20 protein-coding genes are annotated in these 17696 nt (G+C 38.8%); 11 read left to right on the forward strand and 9 right to left on the reverse strand.

Annotation, left to right across the window (positions count from 1 at the left end; all coding sequences use genetic code 11):
• The first annotated feature begins 152 nt into the window (after positions 1 to 152).
• Both ppsR and EXE30_RS10950 read left to right on the forward strand, forming a co-directional pair.
• Positions 153 to 989, forward strand: coding sequence for a posphoenolpyruvate synthetase regulatory kinase/phosphorylase PpsR (gene ppsR / locus EXE30_RS10945; protein WP_130162407.1), 837 nt, complete (start codon positions 153 to 155; stop codon positions 987 to 989).
• A gap of 85 nt (positions 990 to 1074) precedes the next feature.
• The gene (locus EXE30_RS10950) at positions 1075 to 1794 is read left to right on the forward strand and encodes a hypothetical protein (RefSeq protein WP_130162408.1); all 720 of its coding nucleotides are present in this window, start codon (positions 1075 to 1077) and stop codon (positions 1792 to 1794) included.
• Between the two features lie 43 nt (positions 1795 to 1837).
• Here the strand turns inward: EXE30_RS10950 and EXE30_RS10955 are convergent, their stop codons facing one another.
• Both EXE30_RS10955 and EXE30_RS10960 read right to left on the reverse strand, forming a co-directional pair.
• Positions 1838 to 2839 carry an LLM class flavin-dependent oxidoreductase gene (locus EXE30_RS10955; RefSeq protein WP_165382405.1) on the reverse strand — a complete coding sequence of 334 codons (1002 nt, stop codon included), beginning with the start codon at positions 2837 to 2839 and terminating at the stop codon, positions 1838 to 1840.
• Positions 2840 to 2980: 141 nt separating this feature from the next.
• Complete coding sequence (locus tag EXE30_RS10960; RefSeq protein WP_130162410.1) at positions 2981 to 3484, reverse strand: glycine zipper 2TM domain-containing protein; 504 nt, start codon at positions 3482 to 3484, stop codon at positions 2981 to 2983.
• Between the two features lie 250 nt (positions 3485 to 3734).
• Between EXE30_RS10960 and EXE30_RS10965 the strand changes: the two genes are divergently transcribed.
• Entirely contained in the window at positions 3735 to 4448 is a 714-nt protein-coding gene (locus tag EXE30_RS10965) for a pseudouridine synthase (RefSeq protein ID WP_130162411.1), read from the forward strand.
• Here EXE30_RS10965 and EXE30_RS10970 read toward each other — a convergent pair whose 3' ends face one another.
• The 3 genes from EXE30_RS10970 to EXE30_RS10980 form a co-directional block, all read right to left on the reverse strand.
• Positions 4449 to 4892 (reverse strand): GNAT family N-acetyltransferase, encoded by a 444-nt coding sequence (locus tag EXE30_RS10970; protein ID WP_130162412.1) that lies wholly within the window; start codon positions 4890 to 4892, stop codon positions 4449 to 4451. It lies immediately after the preceding gene.
• 99 nt (positions 4893 to 4991) lie between these two features.
• Positions 4992 to 5300, reverse strand: a complete 309-nt coding sequence (locus EXE30_RS10975; RefSeq protein ID WP_004670645.1) for a type II toxin-antitoxin system RelB/DinJ family antitoxin — start codon at positions 5298 to 5300, stop codon at positions 4992 to 4994.
• A 109-nt stretch (positions 5301 to 5409) separates the two neighbouring features.
• Positions 5410 to 6318, reverse strand: coding sequence for a pseudouridine synthase (locus EXE30_RS10980; protein WP_130162413.1), 909 nt, complete (start codon positions 6316 to 6318; stop codon positions 5410 to 5412).
• A 117-nt stretch (positions 6319 to 6435) separates the two neighbouring features.
• Between EXE30_RS10980 and tsaE the strand changes: the two genes are divergently transcribed.
• The 7 genes from tsaE (at position 6436) to EXE30_RS11015 (ending at position 12996) form a co-directional block, all read left to right on the forward strand.
• Positions 6436 to 6912, forward strand: coding sequence for a tRNA (adenosine(37)-N6)-threonylcarbamoyltransferase complex ATPase subunit type 1 TsaE (gene tsaE / locus EXE30_RS10985; protein ID WP_130162414.1), 477 nt, complete (start codon positions 6436 to 6438; stop codon positions 6910 to 6912).
• Positions 6902 to 8854, forward strand: a complete 1953-nt coding sequence (mutL, locus tag EXE30_RS10990) for a DNA mismatch repair endonuclease MutL (RefSeq protein ID WP_130162415.1) — start codon at positions 6902 to 6904, stop codon at positions 8852 to 8854. The genes tsaE and mutL overlap by 11 nt, the downstream gene beginning before the upstream one ends.
• A 6-nt stretch (positions 8855 to 8860) precedes the next feature.
• Positions 8861 to 9805, forward strand: a complete 945-nt coding sequence (gene miaA / locus EXE30_RS10995) for a tRNA (adenosine(37)-N6)-dimethylallyltransferase MiaA (RefSeq protein WP_130162416.1) — start codon at positions 8861 to 8863, stop codon at positions 9803 to 9805.
• A gap of 90 nt (positions 9806 to 9895) precedes the next feature.
• Positions 9896 to 10417: an RNA chaperone Hfq gene (gene hfq / locus EXE30_RS11000; protein ID WP_130162417.1), complete on the forward strand. Its 522-nt coding sequence runs from the start codon at positions 9896 to 9898 to the stop codon at positions 10415 to 10417.
• 184 nt (positions 10418 to 10601) lie between these two features.
• On the forward strand, positions 10602 to 11459 hold the full coding sequence (locus tag EXE30_RS11005) for a solute carrier family 35 transporter (protein WP_130162418.1): 858 nt from the start codon (positions 10602 to 10604) through the stop codon (positions 11457 to 11459).
• Positions 11460 to 11704: 245 nt separating this feature from the next.
• Positions 11705 to 12301, forward strand: a complete 597-nt coding sequence (locus EXE30_RS11010; RefSeq protein WP_130162419.1) for a TetR/AcrR family transcriptional regulator — start codon at positions 11705 to 11707, stop codon at positions 12299 to 12301.
• A 68-nt stretch (positions 12302 to 12369) separates the two neighbouring features.
• Positions 12370 to 12996 (forward strand): NAD(P)H-dependent oxidoreductase, encoded by a 627-nt coding sequence (locus tag EXE30_RS11015; RefSeq protein ID WP_130162420.1) that lies wholly within the window; start codon positions 12370 to 12372, stop codon positions 12994 to 12996.
• Positions 12997 to 13111: 115 nt separating this feature from the next.
• Here the strand turns inward: EXE30_RS11015 and nfsB are convergent, their stop codons facing one another.
• The 3 genes from nfsB to EXE30_RS11030 all read right to left on the reverse strand — a co-directional run bounded on the left by nfsB (position 13112) and on the right by EXE30_RS11030 (position 15193).
• Positions 13112 to 13765 (reverse strand): oxygen-insensitive NAD(P)H nitroreductase, encoded by a 654-nt coding sequence (gene nfsB / locus EXE30_RS11020; RefSeq protein ID WP_130162421.1) that lies wholly within the window; start codon positions 13763 to 13765, stop codon positions 13112 to 13114.
• Positions 13766 to 13945: 180 nt separating this feature from the next.
• Complete coding sequence (locus EXE30_RS11025) at positions 13946 to 14662, reverse strand: UDP-2,3-diacylglucosamine diphosphatase (protein ID WP_130162422.1); 717 nt, start codon at positions 14660 to 14662, stop codon at positions 13946 to 13948.
• A 21-nt stretch (positions 14663 to 14683) separates the two neighbouring features.
• Complete coding sequence (locus tag EXE30_RS11030) at positions 14684 to 15193, reverse strand: peptidylprolyl isomerase (protein WP_005197485.1); 510 nt, start codon at positions 15191 to 15193, stop codon at positions 14684 to 14686.
• Positions 15194 to 15361: 168 nt separating this feature from the next.
• Here EXE30_RS11030 and EXE30_RS11035 point away from each other — a divergent pair, with 168 nt between their 5' ends.
• Positions 15362 to 17089, forward strand: coding sequence for a glutamine--tRNA ligase/YqeY domain fusion protein (locus EXE30_RS11035; protein WP_130162423.1), 1728 nt, complete (start codon positions 15362 to 15364; stop codon positions 17087 to 17089).
• Between the two features lie 92 nt (positions 17090 to 17181).
• Here the strand turns inward: EXE30_RS11035 and EXE30_RS11040 are convergent, their stop codons facing one another.
• Complete coding sequence (locus EXE30_RS11040; protein WP_130162424.1) at positions 17182 to 17493, reverse strand: hypothetical protein; 312 nt, start codon at positions 17491 to 17493, stop codon at positions 17182 to 17184.
• Positions 17494 to 17696 lie beyond the last annotated feature (203 nt).

Genomic DNA, 17696 nt, shown 5'->3' on the forward strand with positions numbered 1-17696 from the left:
TACTCCACTTTTTTTGCAGTATGAATGACCATCATTGGTATGAAATTATACGAAAGTGCTTAGAATTAGTATTTTACTAAGCGACAGTCATGTTAGATGAGTTTACTATAAAGATTATAGAGCACTAAGACAAATGTTTAAGGAGAATTTTGATGCCCGAAAGTAAACAAATTAAACGGAGCGTATTTTTTATTTCAGATGGGACCGCAATCACCGCAGAAACCCTTGGGCATTCACTACTTGCGCAATTTCCAAACGTAGATTTTGACATTCATATTATGCCTTATATCACCACTGAAGAAGCGGCAATGAATGTGGTTGTAGAAATCAATGCATGTCAAAAACGTGATGGTTCTTTACCGTTGGTTTTTGATACTTTGGTTGATCCAAATGCCCGTGAAATTATCAATACTGCCAAAGCCGTAAATTTGGATGTATTTGAAGGCTTAATTAGTAAACTTGAACAAGAAATAGGTATTCCACCTACGACATTGGTTGGTCAAACGCATGCAGTAACAGACTCTGAGTCGTACAAGGCACGTATTGATGCGGTGCATTTTGCGCTGGATAATGATGATGGTGCGCGAACACGCCATTATGATAAAGCGGATTTGATTTTAGTAGGTGTTTCACGTTCTGGGAAAACCCCAACTTCGATTTACCTGTCACTACAATTTGGGATTCGGGTTGCAAATTATCCCTTAACTGAAGAAGATCTGGACGATAACCGTCTACCAACAGTATTGAAAGCACATAAAAATAAGCTATTTGGTTTAATGATCGATGCTGAACGTCTAGTTGCGATTCGGAGTGAGCGAAAAGCAAATAGTCGTTATGCAAGCTTTAGTCAATGTCAGATGGAATTACGTGCAATCGAGGGTATTTATATTTCAGAAGGGATTAAATACTTAAATGTCACTGAAATGTCGATTGAGGAAATTTCAACTCGTATCTTACAGTCGACAGGCCTAAAACGTCGTATTGGTTAAATCTTATGTTTGATTGAAGGATGTAGACGACTGTTTTACATTCTTTAATTTAAACTTGATGATTTAAATATCTTGGAAAATTAGAATGAAAAATATTGTTCTGTTATTACCACTTATTTTTATTTCCCAGACTTATGCAGAGTCTTTGGTACAGTTTGAAAAAAATCTGGCAAAAAAATACGGACAAAAAAACTTTTATGAAGTGAATCAAGAGATTGAGTCTGAAGTCGTAAATAAATTAGCGCATGATTCAGCTAGTTTTAATTATGCTTTTTCAAGTGTCCAAGAACAATATAATTTGCGCATCCATTTTTCACCTGATAAGACTTTAAAGTTTTATACCTTTGATATAGGCGGCGGTGGAACCATGGGAGAATATTCCTCCTATGTACAAGCCCAAAAAGCTGGAAAAACGATATTAACCCCTATTAAGACGGGGTTTATATTAGATGTAAAACAGACTCAGTTTGTAAACAAACAGCCAATTTATTTGGTAAAAAGTTACTATAAGGGAAGTAGTTGTATAGGTGCTTACGCTATAAATGCGTTTAAACTGACTCAAGCAGGCAAGTTGCAAGCAGCGAAAGCTTTCCAAACGAAAAGTGCGCAATTAGATCATATCAAAGTTGATTTTGACTGTAAAAATCATGAAGTGGGGCATAGTACACCTGATTATATCCGTAGCAGTGAAAATATGAATACCGTTGATATCATATTGTTAGATAAAGATTATAAGCCACAAGGCAAATATTTACGTTACGCTAAAACCAATACTGTTTATAAGTATCTTGGAACGGTGAAGTAGGTATCATTATTATCAATAATACTTACTTCACTCGGTTAAGAACTTAGCTGTTTTTAACATCCATCAATAGATTAAAATTCTCTAAACGCTTGTGTGTATTGTAAATATCACAAGTGAAGATGAACTCATCAATGTCATATTGTGTCGCGATTTTATTTAATCCTGCTTTGACGGTAGCTTGAGAACCAATTTGCGCCATTGCATAAAAATTCTGAATCGCCAGTTGCTCAGCACTAGTTGCAAGGCCTTGAGTAGATTCAATAGGTGCTTTGAGTTTTAGACTATGGCCACGAATGAGATTTAAAATACGTTGATAAGAACTGGTGGATAAATATTGTGCCTCTTCATCAGTTGCTGCAACCACAGTTGGCACACCCATCGATACATAAGGTTTGTCTAAATATTCTGATGCTTGAAAATTATCACGATAAATTTCGATCGCTTGTCCTAACATTCTTGGTGCAAAGTGCGAAGCAAATGAATAGGGAAGTCCGAGCTTTGCAGCGAGCTGTGCACTAAACAGACTTGAACCTAATAACCAAACAGGTACATGCGTATTTTGCCCTGGTGTGGCAATAATTCTTTGGTTAGCTTGTGGCGCTTTGAAGTACTGTAAGATTTCCATTACGTCTTGAGGAAATTGATCCTCAGTTTCTTGGCGTCCGCGACGTAATGCACGCATAGTGAGTGGATCTGTTCCGGGTGCACGTCCCAAACCGAGTTCAAAACGGTTTGGATAAAGCGTGGCTAATGTCCCAAACTGTTCCGCCACAACTAAGGGAGCATGATTAGGGAGCATGATGCCACCCGAGCCTAAACGAATATGCTGAGTATTCGCTGCGATAAAACCCAATAGCACTGCGGTTGCTGAACTGGCGATACCATCCATGTTGTGGTGTTCTGCTAACCAAAATCGTTCATAACCTAGCTTTTCAGCATGTTGAGCGAGTTCAAGTGCATGGCGCAGTGAAAACTCAATACTTTTATCATCTCGAACGGGTGCTAATTCTAAAATAGAAAACTTAATATCTTGCAATGATTTCATCATCGATTCTCATTTGTATATATCGATATAATACGATATGTACCAAGACCTGTATATCTGTTTTTTTCGATATAATGTTTCTATTCGATACAACAAAAAAAGCACCCGAAGGTGCTAAAGAGGTAAAGTATTTTTATCTGATTAACGATTTTTGTACCAACCACGATGCAAGCCATTGTCATGACGAGATTTTTTACGTGATTTGTAATCGCGACGATCATCATAACGACGGTTGTCATAAGAGCGACGATTATCATAACGACGATTATCGGCATCACGATCTTGTCCCACTTTATTGCCTAAGGCTGCACCACCAGCAGCACCAACTGCTGCGCCGATGTATCCACCATTGGTACCACCCATGTTATTACCAACAGTATAGCCACCGACACCACCTAAACCGCCACCAATTGCAGCTTCAGTACGATTACGTTTATTGCTAGATGCTGCAGCTCCACCAGCGCCACCGATTGCAGAACCTATCATTGCGCCTGTATGTCCACCGAGCTCTTTACCGACGGCTGTGCCCACAACACTACCTAAAGCAGATGTTGCAGCAACACGTGTTGTATTATTTGCATGAGCAACAGACATCATTGAAGCGCTTGCTAATAGAATGCTATATAACCAAATATTCGATTTCATGGTGAAACTCCTTGTCCTTTATGTGCTGGACAATATTCTTGATAACTTGAGATAAATGTAACAAGACTTTCGAGTAAAAATATGGAGCGCAACCTCTAGATTGATAGAGTTTCACGAGGGTTTTGTAGGGTTTCTATTACATATGAAGAAATTGTGAATAAATTATAAAATTTAAGAATGAGGGGGAGGCAAACACCAGTAAGTGCTGCAATCAAGTACAATAGATTGAGTTTAGATTTAGGGTTTGGTTATGCTGTTGGAAAAAATATTGCAATCTCAAGGTTTTGGTTCACGTAAGTATTGCCAACAGTTGATTAAAAATGGTGCTATATGCATTGAAAACCAAGTGTGTGATAACCCGAAACAGAACTTTAATCTTGGTCAGCTCCATTTTCAGGTTTTTGGTGAAGACTATCTATATCGGGAACATGTTTATATTGCGTTAAACAAACCATCAGGTTATGAGTGTTCACATCAAGCAACCCATCATAAAAGTGTGTTTAGCTTATTGCCTGAGATACTTATTCATCGTGGTATTCAGTGTGTAGGACGTTTAGATCAAGATACGACAGGTCTTTTATTGTTGACAGATGATGGTCAGTATCTACAGTCGCTTACTCATCCACGTAAACATGTACCCAAGGTCTATCATGTGACTACGGCAGATCCAGTAACCACTGAACAAAAACAACAATTAGAGTTGGGCGTGGAATTGCGTAATGAAAAGGGTGTGTATGCGGCAACCGGTGTCGAGTTAATCTCAGAAAATCACCTTTCGATGACCATTCATCAAGGTGTCTATCATCAAGTTAAACGCATGTTGGCAGCCGTTGGGAATAAAGTTGAATCTTTACATCGGCATCAAATCGGATTACTGGAACTTCCTCGGCTTGACGAAGGTGAGTATCTTTATTTAACACCTTCGCAAAAGCAGTTGAGTCAGAATATTCAATTGGATGTGTAATTATTTTAAAAAGCAGTGAAATGTTTTAAATTCATCGTCATGGATAAATCCCATTTTTTCATAGAGCTGATGGGATTGATAATTATTTTTTTGTGTCTCAAGCGTAATTCGTTGAGCATTTTCATGACGGGCAAACAGAATGGCCGTATCGATTAATTGTTTTGCAGAACCTTGTTTCCGATAAGTCGGCGTAACGTAGACATCATCTAATACATAATAGGTTTCACAAGCAACAGAGGAAAAGGCGAGATAAAGTAAAACAAAGCCTGTAAAAATTTCATCTTTAACATGGATAAAAATGACACTGTCTTTGTTGTCAAATCGATGATTTAAAAATTGGAAAGACTGCACAACATCGGATGAAGCACCGTAGAACTGACGATATTCATCAAATAAGACTGCCAATTGATGGAGGTCTTCTTTGGTTGCTCGCTTTACAATCATCCTTAATTCATCCTATAGCTTATCGTTTTATTTGGACTGTCAGGATAGCGAAAAAAATTCAGCTTAAAAATTAAAAACTTGTGTATAAATGCAACATTGTTAAGTTTTGTCACTTTCGCCTAAAAGTGCATTCAGCTCTTCAAATAAATCCTCATGATCATCTTCAATATTCACATCTGATGGATTCTCTGTTGTTGCTGTCGCTTTTGATTTCCGCAGTTTGAGCAACTGTTCCATATTGATATTCTGGTTTTCAATTGCAAAAGGAATAGATTTGGTAAGCACCACCTGTTTAAAGAAAAGGCGGACTGCTTGAGCAGGGGAGATACCAAGCTGTTTAAAAACGGCAAAGGCTTGTTTCTTTTCCTGTGAATCAAGTCGAACCTGATAAACTTCTGTTTTTCGCATGAAGGATAAGACCAAATATTTTTAGTTATGGTCATGTATTTTAAACGATCACAATGTAATTTCAATATTTTTGCAGTGAAAAAATAGAATTTTTGTCATTACGTTGTGTTTACAGTGTTAGTTCATAGTTAGAGCTAAAGCTCATTTGTGTATTTAAAATGGGATCTATGAAGTGAATTGCTTTTGCAAGTAATTGTAATGGATGACTAAAGTCTTCATCTGCTTTGTGAACAACGGTTGGATAAAATGAGTCATTCATGATTGGAATGCCTAAGTAATTTAGATGTACACGTAACTGATGTTGTTTACCTGTTTTTGGTTTTAGTTGATATTTTGCGTGTGCTTGGTCGTGATCTAACAATTCGATCAATGTCTCAGTGTTACTGGGTTTATTCGCATTAACTCGCATAGTGTAAAAAGGATCACTTTTCTCTAAATGCAGTTGTAAGGTCTGTGGAAATTTGAGTTCAGGACGATAGCCCGCAATGGCGTGATAAGTTTTTTGAACTTTTCGTTCTGCGAACAGTTGTTGATAAATACCACGTGATTCAGCTCGTTTACAGAATAGAACAACACCTGCTGTTTCACGATCAAGCCGATGAATTGGGGTTAAATCGACATAGCCAGTTTGTTTTTTCAATCGAACCAATAATGTCTCTTGAACATATTGACCAGTTGGGCTCATCGTTAAAAAATGCGGTTTGTCCACCACAAGGAGATCATCATTTTCATACAGAATTTCGTGTTGAAAGGGCACGTGGATTTCATACGCCAAAAAACGATAATAAAAAATATGAGTATTCGGCGTATAAGGGCTATTTAATTGTAATATTGAGCCGTCTGCAGCATAAATCAGTTCATCATCAAAGCGTTGTTGCCATTCTTGAGATTGGATATGAGAAAAATGCTGACACAAATACTCAAAAATAGTAGGTGTAGAAATATCATTGGGTAAAAAAACTTTACTGGCACTCACGCCATTGATGAGTGGTGGTGTGAATTCAATGATGGGTTTCATGCAACAATACTAACCTAGAGTGAACGCTGTAAAATAATCCAGTTTAAAAGCTGTTTATTAGGCTTTAAAGCAGCGCAATGTTATCATAGCCACCATCCCAATTTTGTTTTATTTGCCATGTCATATTCAGTGAAATTTACCTTAAATCATGAACAAGACACTCAACATTTTGCACAAGTCCTTTCTCAACATGTGCATTCAGGCGTTATTTATTTAATTGGGGATCTTGGTGCAGGTAAAACCACATTCACACGCTATTTTCTCCAACATTTAGGGCATCAGGGTTCGGTCAAAAGTCCAACATATACGTTGGTAGAACCGTATACGATTCAGGGTAAAGAAATTTTCCATTTTGATCTTTATCGCTTAGATGATCCTTATGAGTTGGAGCTGATGGGAATCCGTGATTATTTGGAAGTAGAGGATGCGTTATTTCTATTTGAGTGGCCATCAAAAGGTGGTGATGAAATTCCTAAAGCGGATGTTGTTGTTGATATCCAAAAATCGGACGATGAATTAACCCGATTTGTAACTTTAACAGTGAACTCAGAATCGTTATTTCAAACCTTGCAGGAACAATTGAATGGTGCATGATTCAACGCGTCGTATTCATACACTCAATGCCGCTTTAGCCAACCAGATTGCTGCTGGTGAGGTGATTGAACGCCCATCCTCAGTGGTGAAAGAGTTATTAGAAAACTCGATTGATGCGGGTTCAACTGAGCTGATTATTCGTATTGCTCAAGGTGGTTCGACCCTGATCGAAATCATTGATAATGGTAATGGCATTCACGCTGAAGATTTACCATTGGCCGTGATGCGTCATGCCACCAGTAAAATTCAAACAGCTGAAGATTTACATGCCATTGTGAGCTTAGGTTTTCGGGGTGAGGCATTAGCCTCTATTGCTGCGGTTTCACGGTTGACAGTGACCAGTAGCCAAGATGAAGCTGGGATTGGTTATCAAGTTGAAGTCAATGGCACGGCTTTTGATCACCAACAAGTACAAGCTGTCGCAGCACAAAAAGGCACACATATTCGCGTGCAAGATTTATTTTTTAATGTGCCTGCTCGCCGTAAATTTTTGAAAAAACCGAGCACAGAATTTGGTCATATCGAAGAAATTGTACGCCGTTTGGCCTTAACCCATTTCGATATTCGTTTTGTACTTGAGCATAACGATCATATACGTTTGAATTTACCGATTGCTGATAGTGGGGAGTTGCGTTACCAACGAGTACAACAATTACTGGGTCAACAATTTATTCAAAATGCCTATTGGATTGATGCCGAAAGTATCAGTATGCGATTGTCGGGTTGGTTAGGTCATCCTTCAGATGCCAGAGCACAAGCCGATATGCAATATGTTTATGTGAATGGTCGTATTGTTAAAGACAAAACCATTTCCCATGCGTTGCGTATGGCCTATGAAGGAATTTTGCATGGGCATCAACATTCTTCTTATTTATTGTTTCTAGAAGTAGATCCTGAAAATATTGATGTCAATGTCCATCCAACTAAGCATGAAATCCGTTTCTTGAATCAGCGTGAAGTACATGAGTTCGTACGGCACTATGCCAAAGCAACTTTATCTCAGTTTCAAACCGCCAGTGCAGATTTAGCACAAGCGATGAAAGTGGATGAACTGGTAACCGAGAATACCCAATACCAGCCGCAGCCTAAGTATCAAGAACAGTTTCCTTTGCATCGCGCAAATCATGCGATTGAGCCACAGTCGCATGATCAAAATCAAACTGATGTATCGACAGATTTACTTACTGAGTTTAATCAAAGTCGACCTCAGGCAGTGCAATACAATTCATCTCAATCGCAACAACCAAGATATAATGGCTCTACGCAACTGAATAATGCACTAAAGAGCTATTTATCGCCGTTACGTGATGATGCAGAACTTGATTCGGAACAACAAATACCATCTAGAGTAGATGAGTTTCCACTGGGTATTGCGATTGCACAATTGCATGGCATTTATGTTTTGGCACAAAATACTGAAGGCTTAATTATTGTTGATATGCACGCTGCACATGAGCGAATTTTGCTGCAACAAATGAAAGCCGCATGGGATAAACCTGAATTCTGGACATCACAACAATTACTGATCCCTAAAATAGTGTCGATTACCCGAATGCAAGCAACCCGTATTGACGAGTTGCAATCACAATTGCAACGTTTGGGCTTGGAGGTCGATCAGTATGGTGATGAGCAAGTGATTGTTCGTGGCGTACCTGCGATTTTACACAAAGCAAATTTTGAAAAACTTATTCCTGAGCTACTCAATGATCTTGATCCAAATGACGAAGCGAGAGGATTGTTGCAAAAGCGTGATGAGCTATTGGCAGGAATGGCGTGCCATGGGGCAGTGCGAGCACATCGACAATTGAGTTTGTCAGAGATGAATGCTTTGTTACGTCAAATGGAACAAACTGAATTTGCCAGCCAATGTAATCATGGTCGCCCAACCTGGCGCGCATTTCCATTGCATCAATTAGATAAATTATTTGCTCGAGGAGAGTAGTTTTACATGTCAAATCAATTGCCCGTGATTAATTTAATGGGGCCTACCGCAAGTGGTAAAACAGCATTGGCATGTGAGCTATATGAGCGTGGTAATTTCGAGTTAATTTCTGTTGATTCGGCCTTGGTGTACAAAGATATGGATATTGGCACTGCGAAACCGACCAAGGAAGAGCAAGCGCAATATCCACATCATTTGATTGATATTATTACGCCGTTAGAGGTTTATTCTGCGGCTCAATTTGTTGAAGATGTTTGTCCTTTAATTGATGATATGCATGCGCGTGGCAAAACACCGATTTTAGTGGGTGGAACCATGCTGTATTTCAAAGCTTTGCTTGAAGGTCTTGCAGACAATCTGCCAAATGCAGATCAGGCAATACGTGATGCGATTGTTGCTAAAGCCGAGGCGGAAGGCTGGCAGGCAGTTTATGATGAGCTGGTTGCAGTTGATACTGTGGCAGGTGAGAAGTTTAAAGTATCTGATAAACAAAGAATTATTCGAGCTTTAGAAGTTTATCGGATTACAGGTGAGCCAATTACAAAATTACAAGCGGAGCAGCCTAAAAATCAACCGTATCGTTACATATTTCATAACTACGCACTGATGCCTGATCGGTTAGAATTACATCAACGCATCGAGCAAAGATTGAGCAAAATGTGGAGCATTGGTTTTTTAAATGAAGTAGAGGAATTAATTAGAAAATACGATTTAAATGATAATTTACCCTCTATGCGGTCTGTAGGTTATCGCCAAGCTTTAGATTTTTTATTAAAAAGTGACTTAAGTCTCAAAAATAAAGTAGAAATGGAGAACAAAGCGTTATTTGCGACACGGCAACTAGCTAAACGTCAATACACTTGGTTACGTTCTTTGCAAGAAATACACGATTTTAAAACTTACGTGACGATAAAGCAGGCGAAAGAAGACTTGCGAAACTTCTTGGGATAAAGCAAAATTCGCAGGCTGTCTTTTTATAATTTTTAGTTGAAAAATAAAGATAGTTTTTTTGCGCTGATTTAAAAATTTTTGGAGTTAAAAATGTCTAAAGGTCAAACTTTACAAGATCCGTTCTTAAATTCTCTCCGTAAAGAACGTATTCCAGTTTCTATTTTCCTTGTGAACGGTATTAAATTGCAGGGTCATATTGAGTCTTTTGACCAATATGTAGTTTTATTAAAGAATACTGTAAGCCAAATGGTTTACAAGCACGCGATTTCTACAGTCGTTCCTGCGCGTAATCCACGTCCAGCTGGTGCTCAAGGCACTGGTGGCTTCCCAGCACAAGCTGGCACTACTGGTGGTTTCGGTGGTGGTCAAGGTGGTGCTGCTGGTGGCTTTGGTGGTCAAGGCGGCGGCTTCGGTGGTCAAGGCGGCGGCTTCGGTGGCCAAGGTGGCTTCGGTGGTCAAGGCGGCTTTGGTGGTCAAGGTGGCTTCGGTAGTCAAGGTGGCTTCGGTGGTCAAGGCGGCGGCTTCGGTGGTCAAGGTGGCTTCGGTGGGCAAGGTGGTTTTGACAGCGAAACTAAATTTGAAGATGGTCAAGAAGACGAAAATAATCGTTAATTGATGGATTATCTTTAAAAAAATGCCAGTCTTAAAATAGACTGGCATTTTTGTATGTGATTTAAGGGTCTGTTGACATTTCAGCCATGCATTGCGTTATAGGCTAAAACAACGCAAACAAGGCATGAAACGTAGGTAATGGCTACTCCCTTGTCAAGTTCCTTATATAAGTTCAAGAATTGCTATGGAAATCATTTTTGCTGCGGCATGTTGTAGCGTCATTGTTTCGATTTTGCTGAAGTTTCTTAAAACTAAAGGTTTTGATGTTTTACAAATGATCGCATGGAACTATTTCAGTGCGAGCATTTTATGTTTTTATTGGTTTAAAACCGATATCACCCATATTTCATGGTCGCATACACCTTGGTGGTTGATTTTAGTCCTCGCTGTGCTATTACCTAGTATTTTCTTGTGTTTAGCAAAGTCATTACAGTATGCAGGGATTTTAAAGACGGAAATAGCTCAACGCTTAGCCGTGATACTTTCTTTGTTAGCTGCCTATTTTATTTTTGCAGAGCAGTTTAGCCAATTAAAATTAATCGGTGTTGTTTTAGGGGTTATTGCGATATTGGCCATTATTTTTGGTCAAGTAACAGAAAAGACCAATAGAAGTTTGAATCTGAAATCGGCATTGTTTTTATTTTGTGTCTGGTTTGGTTATGCGGCCATTGATGTGCTACTCAAATACAGTAGCAGTTTAGGTTTACAGTTTGCAGTTACGCTAAATTTAACTTTTATTGGGGCATTTATTTTATCGATTGCTTACCTTGCAGTGACTCAACCCCAATGGCAGCCTAAGAATATTTTCTTGGGTTTAGTTCTGGGTGGACTTAATTTTGCCAATATTGCTTTATATGTCAAAGCACATATGATTTTTAAAGATACACCAGCTATTGTATTTGCAGGGATGAATATTCTTGTGGTGGTACTCGGGGTGTTGAGTGGTGTGGTCTTATTTAAAGAACGCTTAAAACTCTATACTTGGGTGGGACTGATCTGTGGAATTGTTGCGGTACTGTGTTTAGCCAAAGCTATGATGTAGAAATTGTATGTTGTAAAAGCAGGTCTTTTAAAATTCTGATTCAAAGAGTTTTAATGAAAGATACGACTACTTTCATGAACCCTTGTATCCTTTTTCATGAGAGATGCAAAGTGGGTGTACATAATGATGAAAGCGGTCTATGGGGATGATGTATAGGCATGCATATAGTTATTACTGAAGATAACTGAGTTTAAAGTTGTATTCTAAGTAAAATATACAATGCGAATGATGATGAGATCGTATATATGACTGGTAAAAGACTCAGCAAAGATGACCGTAGACAGCAGCTTTTACATGTCGCTCGATCCATTATTCGTACTCAAGGTGTAGAAGCGTTGACCTTGGGTTATTTAGCAGAGCAAGCCGGCATTACCAAACCGATTGCGTATCGGCATTTTAAGGATAGAGAAGGTTTATTAATTGCTATTTATAAAGAGTTTAGTGACAAGCAAAAGCAGGATTTATCCAATGCATTAGCACAGCATGCTCATAGCTTAGATCAGACCATTCATTTTTTTTGTAGCGCGTGTTTGAAATTTCATATTGCAATGGGTCCTGAGGTGGGTTTGGTTATTGCTGCGCTTTCTGGCACTGATATTCTGCAAACTTATCTACAACAATGCCAACAAGAGTTTATCGATATTTTTAAAGAGAGTGTTGATCCCTTTATTCAACTCGAAGCTCAAGCAGGTGAAGCAATCATTATTGCAATAACAGGATTGATGGAAGCAGTTTGTGTGGCTGCAAGTAATAAGGTAATCGACGCTGCGGCTGCACAAAAGGTGATGGAAAATTCTATTCTTCTTATACTTCATGATTTTTTAAACACAACGAATGTTTGACAAAGACTATTGATTGAATAAGTTACCAATGGTAACTTATGATTCATAACATCTTTGGAATAATAGTTATGTCAATTTTAGAACAAAATAAAAATGCATTGATTATCATTGCTCACCCTGACATGAAGTCGTTATCGCATCAAATCTCACACCATATCGCGACTTATTTGACTCAGCAGGGAATAAATGTCGAAATTGCTGATTTGTATAAAGAGGACTTTAAACCAGCCATCACCATTCCTGATCTCGAGGCCTATCGTGGTCAGCAAGTACTGAGTACTGATATTTTGTTGGAACAAGCACGGTTTGACCGTGCTGATATCGTTTATTTTGTTTTCCCCATTTATTGGTGGTCGATTCCTGCTGTTTTAAAAGGTTGGTTTGAACGCGTATTTACTCACGGTTGGGCTTTTAAAGTAGATGAGCAAGGTGTGTTGACTGGCGAGCTTAAGAGGATACCTATAAAACTGATTGCAACGGGTACGGGCGATGAAGCTGGATATGATAAGCATGGTTATACTCAAGCAATACGCACACAAGTCGTAGAGGGGATTTTTGGTTTTTGTGGCATAGAAGATGTGCAAACATCGATTCTGTATAATTCTGATTTTATTCAGACTGAGGATCTGCAGGCATTCTTAAAAGAACTTGATACTAGGATTTTAGATATAAATCAACGAAGTATGAGTTGTTAAATAAATACTTGTAGATAGATCAAGTAAAATGCTGTTTTAACAAGTGCTTACTTGACCTATCTATCGCTAATATTACGAATTAAACGAGCGCAGTTTTTCGCTACAAATTCGAAAATTATAAACGAGTAAAAATAACTTCCTCTGGAAGTCGTGATTTTGGCAAAATCGCATTGAAATCTTGTTCACTACGATACCCTAAAGCGACGATGACAGAGGCTTTTAAACCTTTTTCAGTTAAACCAAACTCTTGATCAATGGTATTTCGATCAAAACCTTCCATCGGTGTCGCATCAATCCCTTCAAGCCCAGCAGCAAAAAGGAGTTGACCCAGTGCTAAGTACGTTTGATTTTCCATCCACGCAGAAAGATTTTTCAATTCGTTGCGATAAAACTCAACGTAGCCTTGACGTGTATCACGTTGACCTTGTTTAGCTGCCTCATCTTTAAAGCGACCACTGGCAGCATCTTGTTGAAGTAGCTGTTCTAAATACTCCGGTGAAATATCGGTACGCGTACAAAAGATTAATGTGTGTGAAGAATTCAATACTTTAGCTGAATTATAAATGTAACTACCTGTCAAACCTGATGCAATACGTTGTTTTGCTTCGTCTGTTTCTGCGACGAGGAAATGCCAAGGTTGAATATTTACAGAAGATGGGCTAAAGCGTAAAACTTCTAACAGTTTTTCGAATTGTTGTTTTGGGATTTTTTTATTTACATCGTAAGCTTTAGTTGCATAACGTGTTTTTGCGGTAAGTAATGTATCCATATTTTTTGAATCCAATTAAAACTCGCTTTATTCTACTGGATATATATTTCACTGAAAGTAGCTAAATGTGATTTCTATATAGATTTAAGTCGTATATGAGTGCGTCGTAGCAGTTATTTTTAGGTAATGAGTGTAAGTATAAATAAGGACCATGATTGATGATTTGAATGTTAACTGATCCTAATATAACCACTGCTTAAAATCTAATTGATAATTTTCTTGCTCATTGATTTCTAGAATCCAAGCCGAATCTGCGCGCCAGTCACCTAATACAATACGTTGTTTGTTGCCTAGTTGATGGATGTTAGGACGGTGTGTATGCCCATGGACTAAAAGATCGACGTTAGTAATCACATTTTCTACAGCTTGTGCATTTACATCCATGATGTCATAGTTTTTCAGTTGTTTGGTTTCACTGCTTTTTTTACGGAATCCATTGGCAAGTTTTTGTCTAAAACTTAATGGTGTGCGCTTTAAAAAACCGAGTAAAACTCGATTACGAATTATTTTACGGAAACGTTGGTATGCAATATCGTCAGTACACAGAGCATCGCCATGTTCGAGACGAATTTTCATGTGGTTGATTTCGAGGCTATAGACATCAGGTAGCAAAATTCCGTCGAATTGATCTAAGAATTTTTGACCTAAAGCGAAATCACGATTACCCACTTGGAAGTAAACCCGATTGCCAGCAGAAGTAAATGCTTGCAAGGCACTGATAATTTCATTTAACCACGGTGCAGTATAATCATCACCGATCCAAGCGTTGAACCAATCACCTAAAATATAGAGTTGGGTATTTTTATTTTGATATTCGTTCAGTAAGTCTAAAAACCCTCGAACGAGTCGAGGGTGATCAGGTGACAAATGTAAATCTGAGATAAACAGGTGAGTCACAAAGAGTCCTGTTGGATAAAATTATTCAGAGATAATTTTAGCAGATTCGATCACAACATTCTCTAAAGGAACGTCTGCATGATAACCACGGTTGCCTGTACGTACGCCTTTAATTGCATCTACAACGTCCATACCTTCAACAACTTTACCAAATACGGCATAACCCCAACCTTGAGCTGTTTTGCCTGTGTGGTTTAAGAAAGAGTTGTTTTTAACGTTGATGAAGAACTGAGCAGAAGCAGAGTGAGGTGCTTGAGTACGTGCCATTGCAACAGTACCTTCATCGTTACTTAAGCCGTTGTCAGCTTCATTTTCGATTGAATCACGCGTTGCTTTTTCTTTAAAGTTTTCGTCCATGCCACCGCCTTGGATCATAAAACCTTCAATCACACGGTGGAAAATTACGCCGTCATAGAAACCGTCACGTACATATTCTAAGAAATTTGCAACCGTTTTTGGTGCTTTTTCAGCATTAAGCTCAAGAACAATACGGCCTTTATTGGTATTTAATTCGACTTGAGGAAAACTCATTACATTAATCTCCTAAACATGGGCAAATTGACCATGGGTTTTTGGTTGAGAGAAGCATAAGCAAACTGTAAACTACAAGGCAAGTAAAAAACGTTAAAATCTTTGAGAAAAAGTAAAGATTGCGTTTTTATTCCCTATTTTTTAACTGTAAGAAGTGATTTACACCCTATGAAGCCAAATGATGTTGTTTCAGAACTGCCAAAGACCCCGACACCGAATACTCATGCCTCTGTCGATGCTGCGCAGCAAGAACAACAGGCCGGCTTAGATTTTGTACGCCAAGTTATTACTGATGATTTAACTGAAGGACGTACCCAAAAAGTCGTTACTCGCTTCCCACCAGAGCCTAATGGTTATCTACATATTGGTCATGTAAAAGCGATTTGTTTAAACTTTGGTATCGCCGAAGAGTTTGGCGGTTTATGTAATTTGCGTTTTGACGATACGAATCCTGACGCTGAAGAACAAGAATATGTGGATGGCATTGCCAATGATGTGAAATGGTTAGGCTTTAACTGGAATGGTGAGCCACGTTACGCTTCGAGTTATTTTGATCAACTTTATGCATGGGCGGTGCAATTGATTGAACAAGGTGATGCTTATGTGGATCTACAATCTCCCGAAGAAATTAAGTTGAATCGTGGTAACTTCGTAGAGCCAGGGAAAAACTCACCGTATCGTGATGCGACTGTTGAAGAGAACTTAGCGCGTTTTGAACAAATGCGTAATGGTGAAATCCAAGAAGGCGGTGCTGTATTGCGCGCCAAAATCGATATGGCAAGTCCAAATGTCCATATGCGTGATCCAATTTTGTATCGTGTATTGCATTCTGAACATCACCAAACAGGTGATAAGTGGAAAATATACCCAATGTATGACTATGCTCATCCATTGTCTGATGCGATTGAAGGCATTACCCATTCACTCTGTACATTAGAATTCCAAGATCACCGTCCATTTTATGATTGGATCGTTGCAAAGGTTCATTCTCAAGCTGTACCACGCCAATACGAATCATCGCGTTTAAATATTGATTACACCATCACTTCTAAACGTAAGCTGCGTAAATTAGTTGAAGGTGGTCATGTCAATGGCTGGGATGATCCACGTATGCCGACGGTTGTAGGAATGCGTCGTCGCGGTTTTACTGCTGAAGGTTTAAGAGATTTCTGCAAACGTGTTGGTGTTTCAAAAACCGATGGTATTGTTGATGTTGCAATGCTTGAATTCTGTATTCGCCAATCTTTGGAAAATACCGCAGCGCGCGGTATGGCGGTATTGAATCCATTAAAAGTGACTTTGACCAATTTACCTGAAGAATTGGACTTAACCCACGCACGTCATCCAAATGTCGATATGGGTGAACGTATCATTCCTCTGACACGTGAAATTTATATTGATCGTAAAGATTTCGAAGAGGTACCCCCTAAAGGCTTCAAACGTTTAATTCCTGATGGTGAAGTTCGTTTACGCCATGCTTTTGTCATTAAGTGTGATGAAGTGATCAAAGATGCCGAGGGTGAAGTGATTGAACTAAAATGTTCAATTGATCCAAATACCTTAGGTAAAAACCCTGAAGGGCGTAAAGTTAAAGGGGTCGTGCATTGGGTCTCAGCGAGTAAAGGTATTCCAGCGGAAGTGCGTATTTATGATCGCTTATTTACAGAATCTGATCCTGAAACAGGCGATGATTTCTTGGCAAATCTTAATACAAACTCACTGCAAATCGTACAAGCGGTGGTAGAACCTGCTTTAGCACATGCGAAAGCTGAAGATCGATTCCAATTTGAGCGTGAGGGATATTTTGTTGCTGATCAATTTGATCATCGTGCAGAAAAACCAGTGTTTAACCGTATTCTTGATTTAAAAGACAGTTTTAAAGTCGAGAAAAAGTAAAAATCTAGTGAGTTGTCTTTTATTTTGAAATATTTGAGAACTTGAAATAAAAAAAGCCTCTGTGATCAGAGGCTTTTTTTAGTCTCAACGAATTATTGTTGAGCTTTTTCTTTCATATCAGCAGCAGTTGATTCAACAGCGCCCGCAGTATTTGCAGCAGCTTCACGCGCAGCAGCTTCAGTTTCTGCAGCAGCCTCAGCAGTTGCAGTTGCAGTGTGATCAGCGGCAGCATCGATTTGATCACCAGTCGTGTCAATTGCAGTCGCAATGTCATGACCCGCTTGATCAGCAGCATTCTCTAAGTGTTCGCCAGTAGTCGCCCCTGTTTCAGGTGCTTTATCTTTATTACAGCCTACAAGAGCAACAGTAGCAGCGAGACCTAAAGCAACAAGTAATTTATTCATTTTCATGTTTCCTTTTCGTTGTGGCATCCAATAACTATGGATAGCCAAAATATAAACATAAAGTGAGGGGACAATAAAGTTGAATATTTGTTGATAACTTGTAAAAACACGCACTTAGGTTTAAAAATGTAAGTGCGTGCACATATTTCTTAATGTTGTGTTATGTACCAGAACGAATCATATAATCAAAAGCAGAGAGTGAA

This window comes from Acinetobacter halotolerans, assembly GCF_004208515.1.
Classification (GTDB): domain Bacteria; phylum Pseudomonadota; class Gammaproteobacteria; order Pseudomonadales; family Moraxellaceae; genus Acinetobacter; species Acinetobacter halotolerans.

Excerpts from the sequence above, each read along its gene's own strand:
- EXE30_RS10980 (WP_130162413.1), bottom strand. The coding sequence starts at position 6,318 with ATGAAACCCATCATTGAATTCACACCACCACTCATCAATGGCGTGAGT.
- EXE30_RS11010 (WP_130162419.1), top strand. The coding sequence starts at position 11,705 with ATGACTGGTAAAAGACTCAGCAAAGATGACCGTAGACAGCAGCTTTTA.
- EXE30_RS11005 (WP_130162418.1), top strand. The coding sequence starts at position 10,602 with ATGGAAATCATTTTTGCTGCGGCATGTTGTAGCGTCATTGTTTCGATT.
- EXE30_RS11030 (WP_005197485.1), bottom strand. The coding sequence starts at position 15,193 with ATGAGTTTTCCTCAAGTCGAATTAAATACCAATAAAGGCCGTATTGTT.
- ppsR (WP_130162407.1), top strand. The coding sequence starts at position 153 with ATGCCCGAAAGTAAACAAATTAAACGGAGCGTATTTTTTATTTCAGAT.
- EXE30_RS10965 (WP_130162411.1), top strand. The coding sequence starts at position 3,735 with ATGCTGTTGGAAAAAATATTGCAATCTCAAGGTTTTGGTTCACGTAAG.
- EXE30_RS11015 (WP_130162420.1), top strand. The coding sequence starts at position 12,370 with ATGTCAATTTTAGAACAAAATAAAAATGCATTGATTATCATTGCTCAC.
- mutL (WP_130162415.1), top strand. The coding sequence starts at position 6,902 with ATGGTGCATGATTCAACGCGTCGTATTCATACACTCAATGCCGCTTTA.
- EXE30_RS10955 (WP_165382405.1), bottom strand. The coding sequence starts at position 2,839 with ATGAAATCATTGCAAGATATTAAGTTTTCTATTTTAGAATTAGCACCC.
- EXE30_RS10960 (WP_130162410.1), bottom strand. The coding sequence starts at position 3,484 with ATGAAATCGAATATTTGGTTATATAGCATTCTATTAGCAAGCGCTTCA.
- EXE30_RS10970 (WP_130162412.1), bottom strand. The coding sequence starts at position 4,892 with ATGATTGTAAAGCGAGCAACCAAAGAAGACCTCCATCAATTGGCAGTC.
- EXE30_RS10975 (WP_004670645.1), bottom strand. The coding sequence starts at position 5,300 with ATGCGAAAAACAGAAGTTTATCAGGTTCGACTTGATTCACAGGAAAAG.
- miaA (WP_130162416.1), top strand. The coding sequence starts at position 8,861 with ATGTCAAATCAATTGCCCGTGATTAATTTAATGGGGCCTACCGCAAGT.
- hfq (WP_130162417.1), top strand. The coding sequence starts at position 9,896 with ATGTCTAAAGGTCAAACTTTACAAGATCCGTTCTTAAATTCTCTCCGT.
- EXE30_RS11035 (WP_130162423.1), top strand. The coding sequence starts at position 15,362 with ATGAAGCCAAATGATGTTGTTTCAGAACTGCCAAAGACCCCGACACCG.
- nfsB (WP_130162421.1), bottom strand. The coding sequence starts at position 13,765 with ATGGATACATTACTTACCGCAAAAACACGTTATGCAACTAAAGCTTAC.
- EXE30_RS11040 (WP_130162424.1), bottom strand. The coding sequence starts at position 17,493 with ATGAATAAATTACTTGTTGCTTTAGGTCTCGCTGCTACTGTTGCTCTT.
- EXE30_RS10950 (WP_130162408.1), top strand. The coding sequence starts at position 1,075 with ATGAAAAATATTGTTCTGTTATTACCACTTATTTTTATTTCCCAGACT.
- tsaE (WP_130162414.1), top strand. The coding sequence starts at position 6,436 with ATGTCATATTCAGTGAAATTTACCTTAAATCATGAACAAGACACTCAA.